A 14,153-nucleotide genomic window follows, 5' to 3' on the forward strand; every position below is an offset into this window, starting at 1 on the left:
GGAGCTTATGATCAGCAGCACAACGAGCGGTAATGCCCAGCTGGACACCTCGATCAGCCCTGCCCGCCTGCGGGTGTCCGGGGACTGGACGCTTGCCCATTACGCCGACCTCAAGCACCTGACCGAAAAGCTCCACGGCCAGTACGACGCCAATACCGTGGTTGACCTCAACAGCCTCGGCGCCCTCGACACCGCTGGCGCTTCCTTGCTGGTGGAACTGCTCGGCTCCGAGCGACTAGGCAAATCCGCCGAACACCCCGACTGCACGATTTCCCAGGCTGACCGCGCGCTGCTGCAGACGGTGTATCGCTCGCTGACCGACTTCTGCGTGCCGATCAAGGAGCCGGAAGTCAGCGTCAGCGTGCAACTGCTGACCCGCATTGGGCGCGCGGTGGAAACGGTCTGGCTGGACACCCTGCAAGTGCTGGGTTTCATCGGCCTGATTCTGGAAACCATCGCCCGCAACCTGCTGCGGCCCAAGCGCTGGCGCATCACCCCGGTGGTGGCGCACATCGAACAGACCGGCCTCGACGCCGCGCCGATCGTGGCGCTGCTGACCTTTCTGGTGGGCGCGGTGGTGGCGTTTCTCGGCGCCACGGTGCTGGCCAGTTTCGGCGCGACGATCTTTACCGTGGACTTGGTGGGCTTCTCCTTCCTGCGTGAGTTCGGTGTGTTGCTCACGGCGATCCTGATGGCCGGGCGCACCGCCAGTGCGTTCACCGCGCAAATTGGTTCGATGAAGGCCAACGAAGAGATCGACGCGATCCGCACCCTCGGCCTCGACCCGATGGAGCTGCTGGTGGTGCCGCGCGTATTGGCGATGCTGGTGGCGCTGCCGATGCTGACGTTTCTGGCGATGCTTTGCGGGATCATTGGCGGCGGTGTGGTGTGCGCGGTGTCGCTGGGGATTTCGCCGGCGATGTTCCTCTCGCTGCTGCAGAGCGACATCGGCATTCAGCATTTTCTGGTGGGCCTGGTGAAGGCGCCGGTCTTTGCCTTCCTGATCGCCACGATTGGTTGTCTGGAAGGCTTCAAGGTCAGCGGCAGCGCCGAATCGGTCGGCGCGCACACCACCTCTGCGGTGGTGCAGTCGATTTTCGTAGTGATCGTGCTCGATGCGGTGGCTGCGCTGTTCTTCATGGAGATGGGCTGGTGAGTCGTCTACCCCGCGCGCCCTCGGAGGCGGTGATCGAAGTCCGTGGCCTGTGCAATCGCTTTGGCAGCCAGAGCGTGCACGAAAACCTTGATCTGGATTTGTACAAAGGCGAAATCCTCGCCGTGGTAGGCGGCTCCGGCAGCGGCAAATCGGTGCTGCTGCGCAGCATTGTCGGGCTGCGTCGGCCCAGCGAAGGCAACGTGAAGGTGTTCGGGCAGAACCTGCCGAGCCTGTCCGAGCATGAGCGTTCGCTGGTCGAGCGGCGCTTTGGTGTGTTGTTCCAGAAAGGCGCGCTGTTCTCCTCGCTGACGGTGACCGAGAACGTCGCCCTGCCGCTGATCGAACACGCCGGCCTGAGCCGCAACGACGCCGAGCACCTGGCGGCGGTGAAGCTGGCGCTGGCCGGGCTGCCGCTGTCCGCGGCGGACAAATACCCGGCCTCGCTGTCCGGCGGGATGATCAAGCGCGCGGCGCTGGCCCGGGCGCTGGCGCTGGATCCGGATATCCTGTTTCTCGACGAACCCACCGCCGGCCTCGATCCGATTGGCGCGGCGGCGTTCGATCAACTGATCCTGACCCTGCGCGATGCGCTGGGCCTGAGCGTGTTTCTGGTGACCCACGACCTCGACACGCTCTATACCATCACTGACCGCGTGGCGGTGCTGGCGCAGAAGAAAGTGCTGGTGGCCGGTCCCATCGATGTGGTCTCGGAAACCGATGACGCGTGGATTCACGAATACTTCCACGGCCCGCGCGGCCGCTCGGCGCTGGACGCCGCCAAATTGCTCAACGAGGTCTGACATGGAAACCCGAGCCCATCATGTGTTGATCGGCCTGTTCTCGGTGATAGTGGTGGCAGGCGCCCTGCTCTTTGGCCTGTGGCTGGCCAAGTCCAGCGTCGATTCCGAGTTCAAGGATTACGAAGTGGTCTTCAACGAGGCGGTCAGCGGCTTGTCCAAGGGCAGCCCGGTGCAGTACAGCGGGATCAAGGTCGGCGATGTGGTCAACCTGCGTCTCGACCCGAAAGACCCGCGCCGGGTGCTGGCGCGGATACGCCTGGGCGGCGATACGCCGGTCAAGGAAGACACACAGGCCAAACTGGCACTGGCCGGGATCACCGGCACCTCGATCATCCAGCTCAGCGGTGGCACCCCGGAGAGCCCGAAGCTGCGCGGGCATGACGGTGAGCTGCCGACCATCGTCGCGGCGCCCTCGCCCATTTCCCGCCTGCTCAACGACAGTAACGATTTGATGAGCGGCATCACCGCGCTGCTGAACAATGCCAACCAGATGTTTTCCCAGGAAAACGTCGAGCGCGTCAGCAACACGCTGGCGCATCTGGAGCAGACCACCGGTTCGATCAACGATCAACGCGGCGACCTGCGTCAGGCCATGCAGCAACTGGCGAGCGTCGGCAAACAGGCCGGCAGCATGCTCGAGCAGACCTCGGCGCTGATGCGCAACGCCAACGGCCTGCTCAACGATCAGGGTAAGCAGGCGCTGGGCAGTGCCGAACAGGCAATGAAATCGCTGGAACAGAGCAGCGCCACCATCAACGGCCTGCTGAGCAAGAACCAGAACTCGCTCGATAACGGTATGCAGGGCCTCAATGGTCTGGCCCCGGCGATCCGCGAACTGCGCGAGACCCTGACCTCGCTGCGCGGCATTTCCCAACGGCTTGAGGCCAACCCCAGCGGCTACCTGCTGGGCAGTGACAAGAACAAGGAATTCACCCCATGAAGCTGACTCACTTCGCCCTCCTCGCCAGCCTTGCCTTGACCAGCGCCTGCTCGATCCTGCCCAAGGCCGAGCCTTCGGACGTCTATCGCCTGCCCGCCGCGCAAGCGCCCGCCTCGACCAGTTCGGCGGCGACCCAGCACTGGTCGCTGCGCCTGAACAAGTTGCAGGCCAGCGAAGCGCTGAATCGGCCGAACATCGCGGTGATTCCTCAGGGTGACGTGATCAGCAGCTACAAGGCCTCGCGCTGGAGCGACCCGGCGCCGGTGCTGGTGCGTAATCGGCTGCTGGATGGTTTCGCTCGCGATGGTCGGGTGACGCTGCTCAGTACCGATGACAGCAACTTTGCCGCGGATCTGGAACTGGGCGGCAGTTTGCAGGCGTTTCAGACCGAGTATCAGGGCAATCAGGCCAGCGTCGTGGTGCGGGTCGATGCGCTGCTGGTGCGCGGCTATGACCAGAAGATTCTCGCCAGCCGCCGCTTTGAAGAGCACCAGCCGTTGAGCGATGTGCAGGTGCCAGCGGTGGTGGCCGGGTTTGGACAGGCCAGTGATCGGCTGACGGCCAAGGTTGTTGCTTGGGCTGTTCAGCAAGGCCAGCAATTGGCCCAACAACCCAGACCTTAAACCTTGTGCATAACCCCCTGTGGGAGCGGGCTTGCTCGCGAAGGCGGTGTGTCAGGCAATGCATCCATCGACTGACACGCCCTCTTCGCGAGCAAGCCCGCTCCCACAATGGGGATTTCTGGTTAACCGAAGAACCAGTAGCACACGCCAATCGCGCCGAGCACGCCGGCCAGTTCCGCCAGCAGCGCGCATCCAACGGCATGCCTTGCCCGCTGAATCCCCACCGCGCCGAAATACACCGCCAGCACATAGAACGTGGTTTCGGTACTGCCCTGAATCGTCGCCGCCACCAGCGCCGGGAAGCTGTCGACACCGGAGGTCTTCATGGTTTCGATCAGCATCGCCCGGGCGGCGCTGCCGGAAAACGGTTTGACCATCGCCGTCGGCAAGGCATCGACGAAGCGCGTGTCCCAACCGGCCCACTCCACCAGATGCCGGATGCCGTCCAGACCAAAGTCCAGCGCCCCCGAAGCACGCAGCACGCCGATCGCGCAGAGCATCGCCACCAGATACGGCAGCAGATTCTTGGCGACGTCGAAGCCCTCCTTCGCGCCCTCGACGAACGCTTCGTAGACCTTAACCTTGCGTAACGCGCCAATCAGCAGGAACAGCATGATCAGGCCGAACAGCGTCAGATTGCCAAGAATCGACGACAGCCCGGCCAGCGCCGTGGCCGACATCGTTGCCAGCAGCGCCATGAAGCCGCCGAGGATCAGCGCGCCGGGAATCAGATAGGCCAGCACCACCGGGTCCCAGATGCGCAGGCGTTGCATGAACGCCACCGAGAGGAAACCGACGATGGTCGAGCAACTGGTCGCCAGCAGGATCGGCAGGAATACCAGGGTCGGGTCCGGCGCACCTTGCTGGGCGCGGTACATGAAGATCGTCACCGGCAGCAGGGTCAGCGACGAGGCGTTGAGCACCAGGAACAGGATCTGCGCGTTGCTGGCGATGGTCGAGCTGGGGTTGAGCTCCTGCAGCGCTTTCATGGCCTTGAGGCCGATCGGCGTGGCGGCGTTGTCCAGCCCCAGACCGTTGGCGGCGAAGTTCAGGGTGATCAGGCCCAGTGCCGGGTGCCCCGCCGGGACTTCCGGCATCAGGCGCAGGAACAGCGGCCCGAGGACTTTGGCCAGCCATTCGACGATCCCGGCCTTCTCGGCGATGCGCAGAAAGCCCAGCCACAGAGTCAGCGTGCCGAACAGCAGCACCATGACCTCGACCGAGAGTTTGGCCATAGCAAAAATGCTTTCCACCATCGCCGCGAAAATCCCGGCGTTGCCGCCGACCAGCCACTGCACCAGCGCAGATATTGCTGCCACGACGAAGAAGCCAAGCCACAGGCCATTAAGCATCAGTCAAATCCCCCGGAAGATGCGGCGAATGATAGCGGGGTCGCCAGAAACGACAAACCCCGGATTGCTCCGGGGTTTGTCGGTACGGCTGGCCTCAATCACCTGTAGGAGCTGCCGAAGGCTGCGATCTTTTGATTTTTGTTTTTAAAAGCAAGATCAAAAGATCGCAGCCTGCGGCAGCTCCTACAGGGAGTCAGCTATCAGTTCTTGGTGATTTCGCCAGCCGGGAGTTTTTCCTTGCTGCGCCAGTGTGGCAGGGAGTTCCAGTAGCGCTGGCCCTTGGCGTCGTCGTACATGCCTTCCCAACGTGCGATCACCAGCACCGCCAGGGCGTTGCCGATCACGTTCAGTGCAGTACGCGCCATGTCCATGATGCGGTCGACACCGGCGATGAACGCCAGGCCTTCCAGCGGGATACCCACGCTGCCCAGGGTCGCCAGCAGCACCACGAAGGACACGCCCGGTACGCCAGCGATACCTTTGGAGGTGACCATCAGGGTCAGCACCAGCAGCAGTTGCTGGCTGATCGACAGGTCGATGCCGTACAGCTGGGCAATGAAGATCGCGGCGATCGACTGGTACAAGGTCGAACCGTCGAGGTTGAACGAGTAGCCGGTCGGCACCACGAAGCTGCAGATGGCTTTCGGTGCGCCGTAGGCTTCCATCTTCTCGATCACGCGCGGCAGCACGGTTTCCGAAGAAGCGGTGGAGTAAGCCAGGACCAGCTCATCCTTGAAGATGCGCATCAGCTTGATCACCGAGAAGCCGAACAGCTTGGCGATCAGGCCCAGCACCACGAAGGCGAAGAAGGCGATGGCGACGTAAACCAGAATCACCAGTTTGGCCAGCGGCAGCAGGGAAGCGAAGCCGAAGTTGGCCACGGTCACCGCGATCAGGGCGAATACGCCGATCGGGGCGTAGTTCATGATCATGTGAGTGACTTTGAACATGCTTTCCGAAACGCCCTGGAACATCTTCACCAGCGGCTCGCGCAGGTCCGACTGCAGGCTCGACAGACCGAGGCCGAACAGTACGGAGAAGAAGATGATCGGCAGCATTTCGCCGCGGGCCATGGCCGCGAAGATGTTCGACGGGATCAGGTTGAGGATGGTCTCGATGAACGCGTGTTCATGCTGTACTTCGGCGGCGGTCGCCTGGTACTTGGAGATATCCACGGTGCCCAGGGTGCTCATGTCGATGCCGGCACCCGGGTGGAACAGGTTGGCCAGCAGCAGGCCGACGATGATCGCGATGGTGGTGACGACTTCGAAGTAGATGATGGTCTTGAGGCCGATACGCCCGAGCTTCTTGGCGTCGCCCACGCCGGCAATGCCGACGATCAGGGAGGAGATGACGATCGGGATCACGATCATCTTGATCAGACGGATAAAGATATCGCCTGCCGGTTGCAGGACATTGCTGATCCACCAGGCTTTCTCGGCACTGAAATGGTTGAGCAACGCACCAATTGCAATCCCTAAAACCAGACCGATGAGGATCTGCCAGGCGAGGCTGAGTTTTGCCTTCTTCATTATCTTTACCCTTACTTGCGTTTGACTCAGGCACATGCAGCAACTGGAACGCTCTCTAGCGGAAAAGTCTGTGCATCTGCCTCCGTATAAGGTGCCCCGAAGCGCGTGTTTACGGCTCTTCGGCAGGCGAAAAAAGGCGCAACTATTCCGATGCAAGGTTGCGCCGTCTAATGCCGTAAACGCCTACCCTATGCCGAATCGGCATGAGCTTTTTTAAATGAAACTGGCGTCCCAACCGGTTCGATTACGACATTTCAGCCGGCATAAGTGCCGTGAACCGGCCATTACAGCGTAGGTTGATTATTTTTTGAACGAGTGTTTTCGACAGAAAATTTAAGAAAAAGCCTACGTTTGCAGACTAGAAGTCCCACTATTTTTAGGGATTCTTTCTCGATATACGGTCGCCAGGAAACACGGCGAAATGTTTTCGCGCGCAGTCTGAACCATAAAAAGATGAGCAGGACGCTCTGGATCAATGTTTTGCATCGGACAAAGCTCAGCGCAAGTCCGTCGAACCGCTGTGGGCCGGCGAACCTGCGTCGCAGCTTTTACCCTGACCCGGCCCTCGCGCAGGCACTCCCTGTACCCGTAGGTCACTCCGACCCTGTAACAGTCAGAACGTCCCGGCCCCCTGGTCATGCGCCGACCTTCCTCGGGTGGGCGCAATAGAAGGCAGCGGGGGGCGCTGCCCTCATGTTCGAATCAGTACCAGTTCGGATCTTTCTTCAGCGTTTCCATCAACAGGTTCTGCATGCCCTGATCCGGTTTGCCGAGGAAGCGGTAGGTGGCATGTCGCGTCGGCGACTTGTCGGCCGGCAGTCCTTCGGGCACATCGACGAGCATGGCGTAGGCATCTTTCTTGTCGAAACTGAACGCTACGATCAAGCGGTGGTTGAGGCACTTGTCTGCGGATTCGCAGAGCGGGCCGACCAGATACTTGTCGCCGTCTTCCGTCACGGCATTCATCTGCTGGTCTGGCGTACCGGAAAGGTTCATCACCCATTCCGGCAGGCGTTCTTCGTGCTTCACGACGCCTTGCCAGGTTTCCCTGTATTGCGGGTCGGAGCTGAGCAGCTCGTTGACCCGCGCCTGGCCATCATTGGCCGCCATCGCCATGGCACTACCGCCCAGAAGCAGGGCGGCTGCCAGTGTCTTTAAAGCAATCATCGTTAACCTCGGCCGCGACGGCCAAAGAAGAAGGAAGCGATGAACATCACCAGGAACACGACAAAGAGAATCTTGGCGATACCCGTGGCGGTGCCCGCGATACCACCGAAGCCCAGTACGGCGGCGATGATGGCAATGATCAAGAATGTAATTGCCCAGCTCAACATGGTGATTCTCCTTACTTCTCTATTTAGGGATGGTGCGTGTCCCGGCGCGATGCGCCCGAATTCTTTGGTTCGTCAGAAAACCCAGCGCTCTTCACGTGGCATCTGGTCCAGCGGCTGCGGCTGATCGACATCCATCATGCGCATCGAGGCGCTTTCGGCCTGACTGCTGCTGACGGCACTGAAGTGCGTCTGCGTGCTGTGTTGCATCGAGATCAGTGGCTCAGGCTTCTGGCTGTTTTCCCAGCTCAGGTATTGCTGGCAGCCGATCAGGGTGATCAACAGTGCAAGTACGCCAAACAGGCCTTGCTGGATATGCAGTGGCGAGATACGCACTTGGGCGGCACGTTGGCGAGTCATCCTGGGTTCCTCACTCTTATTCGGTTGGGGCAATGGAATCTGCCCGGGCTGAATGAGGTATTGCAGGCTGCATGCCAGTTTTTTATTTGAAAAATATTCAATAAAATCAATAAGTTATACGAGAGCAGAAAATCGTGACAAACGCATCCTGCACGATGGGTCATCTACGGTCGTGCGCAATGCACGATTATTTCGTAGGAGATTTCATTCTTATGGAATTGAGAGCAGGTCACGGATGTCAGAAAAGGACGCAGGCAACCGCCTGCAAATCGGTGATTGTTTAGATTTTCAACAAAATCAACGAATTGGCCGTTAAGGCAGGAGGGGGCTACCCTGCTATGGCTGGCATCGTTCAGAATCAACCATGCAACTTGCCCGATTTTTCCGGGACTAACCCAAGACCAATCACTATGGAGCGTAGGAAAAATGGAATCTGCCACTGAGCATCAAGGCCGCATTCTGCTGGTGGACGATGAGTCTGCCATCCTGCGAACCTTTCGTTACTGCCTCGAAGACGAAGGTTATACGGTAGCCACCGCCAACAGCGCGGCTCAGGCCGAGGCATTGTTGCAACGCCAGGTATTCGACCTGTGCTTCCTTGATTTGCGCCTGGGTGAAGACAACGGTCTGGATGTACTGGCGCAGATGCGTATTCAGGCACCGTGGATGCGCGTGGTGATCGTCACCGCGCACTCGGCCGTCGATACCGCCGTGGATGCTATCCAGGCTGGCGCTGCCGATTACTTGGTCAAACCCTGCAGCCCCGACCAATTGCGCCTGGCCACCGCCAAGCAACTGGAAGTGCGCCAGCTCTCGGCGCGTCTGGAGGCTCTCGAAGGCGAAATCCGCAAACCCAAGGATGGCCTCGATTCCCACAGCCCGGCGATGAAAGTCGTGCTGGAAACCGCGCGTCAGGTCGCAAGCACCGACGCCAACATTCTTATCCTTGGTGAATCCGGCACCGGTAAGGGTGAGCTGGCCCGGGCCATTCACGGCTGGAGCAAGCGCGAGAAGAAGTCCTGCGTGACCATCAACTGCCCGTCGTTGACCGCCGAGCTGATGGAAAGCGAGCTGTTCGGCCACAGTCGTGGCGCGTTTACCGGGGCCAGCGAAAGTACCTTGGGTCGCGTCAATCAGGCGGATGGCGGCACGCTGTTTCTCGACGAGATCGGCGATTTTCCGCTGACATTGCAGCCAAAACTGCTGCGTTTCATTCAGGACAAGGAATACGAGCGGGTAGGGGATCCGGTCACCCGGCGCGCCGATGTGCGAATTCTTGCCGCGACCAACCTCAACCTTGAAGACATGGTGCGCGACGGTCGTTTCCGTGAAGACCTGCTGTATCGCCTGAACGTGATCACCCTGCATCTGCCGCCACTGCGCGAGCGTGCCGAAGACATCCTGACCCTGGCCGACCGCTTCCTCGCGCGCTTCGTCAAAGAGTATGCGCGTCCGGCCCGGGGCTTCAGCGACGAGGCACGGGAAGCGCTGCTGGGCTATCGCTGGCCGGGCAATATCCGTGAACTGCGCAACGTGGTGGAGCGGGCGAGCATCATCTGCCCGCAGGAGCGCGTGGAAATCAGTCACCTGGGCATGGCCGAACAACCGGCGAACAACGCGCCTAGAGTCGGCGCGGCGCTAAGCCTGGATGAGCTGGAAAAAGCCCACATCGGCGCGGTGCTGGCGACGGCCGGCACCCTCGACCAAGCGGCCAAGACCCTGGGTATCGACGCCTCGACCCTGTATCGCAAGCGCAAGCAGTACAACCTGTGAGCGTCCGGCGATGAAGCTGGCGATGAAGTTGCGCACGCGCTTGTTTCTGAGCATTTCTGCGCTGATCACCGTTGCCTTGCTCGGGCTTCTGCTCGGGCTGGTCAGTGTGATGCAGATGGCCGGAACCCAGGAAGCGACGATCCGCAATAACTTCGTCACCCTTGATCTGGGCCTCAAATTGCGCCAGACCCTCGGCGACCAACTGGTGCTGATGCTTGCCGAGAAGCCCGATCCCGTCGCGTTCGAAGCGTCAAAGCAGCATTACCTGCAGTTGCTCGACGAGGGCATCGCCCAGGAGGGAGAGGGTGACGGCCGGCAGTACGGATTTACCCAGGCCAAGGCCGACTATCTGAGTTTTCTGCAGGCGTTCGAGCTGTCCCGTGATCCGGGCAATGTGCTCAGTGGCAACAGCGACCTCAGAGAACGCTTCAATACCTTGCGCAACGGTCTGATCACCGAGCACAAGCATGCTCTGGACAATATCAATGCGGTCCAGCATCACGCCCGGGAGCGGGCGCTGCTGGTCGCCGGCCTGCTGGGGCTGGTCGGTCTGGCGGTGTTGATCATCGGGTTTGTCACCGCTCACGCGATTGCCCGGCGTTTCGGCGGGCCGATCGAGGCACTGGCGCAAGCGGCGGACAACATCGGCCAGGGCAATTTCGAAGTGACCCTGCCGATTTCCTCGGCGATGGAACTGAATCAACTGACCAAGCGCTTCGGGCTGATGGCCGAGGCCCTGCGCGAGCATCAGGCGACCAATGTCGATGAGCTGCTGGCCGGCCAGCAGCGCTTGCAGGCGGTGCTCGACAGTATCGATGACGGCCTGCTGATGATTGATCGCAAAGGGCAGCTCGAGCATCTCAACCCGGTAGCCCAGCGGCAGTTGGGTTGGGAGGATGACCGTCTCGGTCAGGGCTTGGGCACTGCACTTGGGCGCCCGGAGCTTGATGCGCAACTGCAACTGGTGTTGCGCGGCGGCACCCTAGAGCGCGCTCCGGAAGATCTGGGCATTGAGGTCGACGGCGAATCGCGCTTGCTGACTTACAGCCTGACGCCGGTCAGCCACACCCAGGGGCATATTCTCGGCGCGGTGATGGTGCTGCATGACGTCACCGAGCAGCGTGCTTTCGAGCGGGTGCGCAGCGAATTCGTCCTGCGCGCTTCCCATGAATTGCGCACGCCGGTTACCGGTATGCACATGGCTTTCGGGTTGTTTCGCGAGCGCGCGAAGTTTGCGCCGGAATCTCGCGAGGCGGATCTGCTCGACACCGTCAATGAAGAAATGCAGCGTTTGATGCAGCTGATCAACGACCTGCTCAACTTTTCGCGTTATCAGAACGGTTTGCAGAAACTCACTTTGGCGCCGGTCTCCATCGAAGACTTGCTGGAACAGGCGCGGTTACGCTTCGCCGATGCGGCGGCAGGCAAGGACATCGCCTTGACCGTCGAGGTGCAGGGAGCGCTGCCGCGTTTGCAGGCCGATCAGGCGCAACTGGACCGGGTGCTCGACAACCTGATCGACAACGCCTTGCGTCACACCGCCCGCGACGGGCAGATCCGCTTGCAGGCCCGCCGGCATGGCGAGCGGGTGATCATCAGCGTCGAGGACAACGGCGAAGGCATCGCCTATGGCCAGCAGGGGCGGATTTTCGAGCCGTTTGTGCAGGTCGGGCGCAAGAAGGGCGGCGCCGGTCTGGGTCTGGCGCTGTGCAAGGAAATCGTCCAGCTGCATGGCGGGCGCATGGGCGTCTATTCACGGCCGGGGCAGGGCACACAGTTCTACATGGCGCTGGCGGTCTAGGCTTCGTCGTCCAGACGGCGTCCGGCCAGTCGGCGCCCGCGGGTGATCAGCTCGATGAACTGCACCGCGCTCAAGGCATGGGCGAACAGCCAGCCCTGACCGAACTTGACCCCCTCGCTGCTGAGAAACACCGCTTGCGCTTCGTGCTCGATGCCTTCGGCAATCACTTTCAGATCCAGCGCCTGCGCCATGTGAATGATGTGCGGCGCTACGCCGCTGCTGGCGGCATCGTGGCCGAGGGCGTCGATAAACGCCTTGTCGATTTTCAGGCAATCCACCGGCAGCGTTTGCAGGTAGGCGAGGCTGCAATAGCCCGTGCCAAAATCGTCGATCAGCACCTGGTGGCCGACATCACGCAAGGCTTGCAGGTTCTCCCGCGCCACCACCACATCAATCAGCCCGCGCTCGGTGACTTCGAACGCGATCTGCCGCGCCGCGACCCGGTGCAGGGTCAGCAGCTTGGCCATGACCTGGCCGATGCGCGGCACCATTACGTCGCACGCCGCCAGGTTCACTGAAATGTAGAGCTGCGGATTGGCCCGCAGAAGCTGGCCCAGTTGTTCCAGCAGGCGTTGCAGGACGAAATCGGTCATCTGGCGGATCTGCCCGGTATTTTCCGCCATTGGAATGAACAGGTCGGGACTGGTCAGCGTGCCGTCCGGGCGGCGCCAGCGCAGCAATGCTTCGGCGCCGACGCAGTTGCGGCTGTCGAGGTCGAAGATCGGCTGATACAGCACCTGCAATTCGCCGCGACGGATTGCGCCGTGCAATTCGGCGTCCAGCGACTGGCGCTGGCGGACCAGCAACAACACGAAAAACCCGACGAAGGCGCCGAGGATCAGGCACACCGGCACCACCCACCACCAGATGGCGGGCATGTGCATCCCGGTGCGCGGGGTGATCAAAACCAGTTGGTATTCGGGGTTGTCAGTGGGCATTCGGTAGATCAGCCGCGACTGGGTGATCTGAAGCGCATCGCGTGCTTTCGGTGGCCAGGGCTCGGCCGGTGGCCAGGTTTGCTCTTTACCGAGTACCGGGATGGCTCGTTTGCCGTGATCAAGCACGACCAGAAGGCTGCTGCCGGGTGACAGGTCGACCATGTCGGTCAGGTGTCCGCGCGAGGTCGCCACACGAAAATTGCCACGGCCGAGCATCAGGGCAGCCCGGTTTTCATCGGGTTCTGTGGTGGTGTTGAGCCAATAGCTGTAGGTCGGGCCTTTGATGTCCGGCGGGCGAACAACGGTCAGACCTTCCTGGCGCGGACGGTTGGAGCACATCCGCGCGCCGTCCTTGTACGCGGCTTCATAGACAAAACGGTAGTTGAAGGTGACCTGCTGCAGGGTGGCGATCATCTCGTCGTCGCAGGTGCGCAGCGGCTGAGCCTGCAGGTCATCGAGGCTCTCGCGCAACTGGCCGAACAATTGCTCCAGACGTGCAAGGAAGCGCTCACCCTGAGCGTTCATCGCCTGGCTTTCGTTTTGTTCGACCTGGCGCATGGCGACGAACATCCCGCCGGCGATCAGCAGGGCCGCACTGAGGACAGCCGCGATCATCGCCAGGAACCACGGGCGATAAAACCAGCTACGCAGCGTCGCTCGGGTAGCAACCATCATGGAATATCCGAAGAATTACCAATGAGTTATAGCTGCTGATTACGATTTCGCCCTGACCGTCGGGCGGGCGTCATTATTTTGTCTGGTTGAGCACCAGCAATAACGCGGCTGTTTGCGCGTCCGGCGTACCGTCAAACCGTGAAGGGCGGAAGTGCATCTGGAACGCGGCCAGTACATGGCGGGTGGCTACGTCCAGCTCGCCGGTCTGCGGGGTGTCGTAACCGACCCGCGCCAGTTGCGCCTGGAACCAGCTGATGCTCGGCAGTTCGGCGTTGAACTGCACCTGCTGGCGCGCCACCGCTGATTCGTCGGGCCAGACGCCCAGGCCTTCTGCGGCCAGACGTTTCCACGGGAACAACGGGCCTGGATCGAGTTTGCGCAGCGGTGCGATGTCGCTGTGGCCGATGATATGGCGCGGGCTGATGCCCTGGCGTTTGCTGATGTCCTTGAGCAGGACGATCAGCGCTTGAATCTGCGCTTCGCTGTACGGATACCACAGGCGCCCGGTTGGCGTGTCCTTGAAGCCCGGGTTGACGATTTCGATGCCGATGGAGCTTGAGTTGAGCCAGGTACGGCCCTGCCACTGGCTTTCTCCGGCGTGCCAGGCGCGCTGGTTTTCATCCATCAGTTTGTAGATGGTGCCGCTCTTGTCGTCGCCGATCAGGTAGTGGCTGCTGACTTCGCCGTGGGTCAGCAGTTGCAGCGAACGGGCGAGGGAGGCGGAGGTGTAGTGCACGATCACGAACTGCACGCGGCTGTCGTGATTGGCCGAAGGATGACTGGTGTCATAACGCGGGCCACTGGCACAACCGGCCAGGACAAGCAGCGACGCGAGGAGGGCAAAAAATTTCATGGCAGAAGGCAGTACACGC

General features: G+C 61.1%; 13 protein-coding genes. 6 read left to right on the forward strand and 7 right to left on the reverse strand.

The features are described from left to right. The first annotated feature begins 7 nt into the window (after positions 1 to 7). From DBR18_RS16470 to DBR18_RS16485, 4 genes are read left to right on the forward strand one after another with little or no spacing between them, the layout of a single operon-like run. A complete protein-coding gene (locus DBR18_RS16470) occupies positions 8 to 1,156 on the forward strand; it encodes an ABC transporter permease (protein WP_108591117.1) in 1,149 nt (382 codons plus the stop codon). Then, the gene (locus DBR18_RS16475) at positions 1,153 to 1,956 is read left to right on the forward strand and encodes an ABC transporter ATP-binding protein (RefSeq protein WP_007962720.1); all 804 of its coding nucleotides are present in this window, start codon (positions 1,153 to 1,155) and stop codon (positions 1,954 to 1,956) included. The genes DBR18_RS16470 and DBR18_RS16475 overlap by 4 nt, the downstream gene beginning before the upstream one ends. Before the next feature lies 1 nt (position 1,957). Beyond that, complete coding sequence (locus tag DBR18_RS16480; RefSeq protein WP_108591118.1) at positions 1,958 to 2,896, forward strand: MlaD family protein; 939 nt, start codon at positions 1,958 to 1,960, stop codon at positions 2,894 to 2,896. Continuing rightward, complete coding sequence (locus tag DBR18_RS16485) at positions 2,893 to 3,519, forward strand: ABC-type transport auxiliary lipoprotein family protein (protein WP_108591119.1); 627 nt, start codon at positions 2,893 to 2,895, stop codon at positions 3,517 to 3,519. Before DBR18_RS16480 ends, DBR18_RS16485 begins: the two co-directional genes overlap by 4 nt. A gap of 122 nt (positions 3,520 to 3,641) precedes the next feature. Here the strand turns inward: DBR18_RS16485 and DBR18_RS16490 are convergent, their stop codons facing one another. The 5 genes from DBR18_RS16490 to DBR18_RS16515 form a co-directional block, all read right to left on the reverse strand. Then, complete coding sequence (locus DBR18_RS16490) at positions 3,642 to 4,871, reverse strand: nucleoside recognition domain-containing protein (RefSeq protein WP_108591120.1); 1,230 nt, start codon at positions 4,869 to 4,871, stop codon at positions 3,642 to 3,644. Between the two features lie 200 nt (positions 4,872 to 5,071). After that, positions 5,072 to 6,403 (reverse strand): glutamate/aspartate:proton symporter GltP, encoded by a 1,332-nt coding sequence (gene gltP / locus DBR18_RS16500; RefSeq protein ID WP_108591121.1) that lies wholly within the window; start codon positions 6,401 to 6,403, stop codon positions 5,072 to 5,074. Between the two features lie 702 nt (positions 6,404 to 7,105). Continuing rightward, entirely contained in the window at positions 7,106 to 7,570 is a 465-nt protein-coding gene (locus DBR18_RS16505; RefSeq protein ID WP_003220283.1) for an inhibitor of vertebrate lysozyme family protein, read from the reverse strand. A 2-nt stretch (positions 7,571 to 7,572) separates the two neighbouring features. Next, positions 7,573 to 7,737, reverse strand: coding sequence for a DUF1328 domain-containing protein (locus DBR18_RS16510; protein ID WP_003177151.1), 165 nt, complete (start codon positions 7,735 to 7,737; stop codon positions 7,573 to 7,575). Positions 7,738 to 7,809: 72 nt separating this feature from the next. Next, positions 7,810 to 8,094 carry a hypothetical protein gene (locus DBR18_RS16515; RefSeq protein ID WP_108591122.1) on the reverse strand — a complete coding sequence of 95 codons (285 nt, stop codon included), beginning with the start codon at positions 8,092 to 8,094 and terminating at the stop codon, positions 7,810 to 7,812. Between the two features lie 426 nt (positions 8,095 to 8,520). Between DBR18_RS16515 and algB the strand changes: the two genes are divergently transcribed. Together algB and DBR18_RS16525 are read left to right on the forward strand one after the other, a co-directional pair. After that, entirely contained in the window at positions 8,521 to 9,867 is a 1,347-nt protein-coding gene (gene algB, locus DBR18_RS16520) for a sigma-54-dependent response regulator transcription factor AlgB (protein ID WP_016986437.1), read from the forward strand. 10 nt (positions 9,868 to 9,877) lie between these two features. After that, the gene (locus tag DBR18_RS16525) at positions 9,878 to 11,668 is read left to right on the forward strand and encodes a KinB sensor domain-containing domain (protein WP_108591123.1); all 1,791 of its coding nucleotides are present in this window, start codon (positions 9,878 to 9,880) and stop codon (positions 11,666 to 11,668) included. On the opposite strand, the gene DBR18_RS16530 is transcribed toward DBR18_RS16525, so the two are convergent. Next, the gene (locus DBR18_RS16530) at positions 11,665 to 13,278 is read right to left on the reverse strand and encodes an EAL domain-containing protein (RefSeq protein WP_371921108.1); all 1,614 of its coding nucleotides are present in this window, start codon (positions 13,276 to 13,278) and stop codon (positions 11,665 to 11,667) included. The genes DBR18_RS16525 and DBR18_RS16530 overlap by 4 nt on opposite strands. A 76-nt stretch (positions 13,279 to 13,354) precedes the next feature. Continuing rightward, positions 13,355 to 14,134, reverse strand: a complete 780-nt coding sequence (locus DBR18_RS16535) for an N-acetylmuramoyl-L-alanine amidase (protein WP_108591125.1) — start codon at positions 14,132 to 14,134, stop codon at positions 13,355 to 13,357. Between the last annotated feature and the right edge of the window lie 19 nt (positions 14,135 to 14,153).

This window comes from Pseudomonas sp. HMWF021 (assembly GCF_003061005.1).
Lineage (GTDB): Bacteria > Pseudomonadota > Gammaproteobacteria > Pseudomonadales > Pseudomonadaceae > Aquipseudomonas.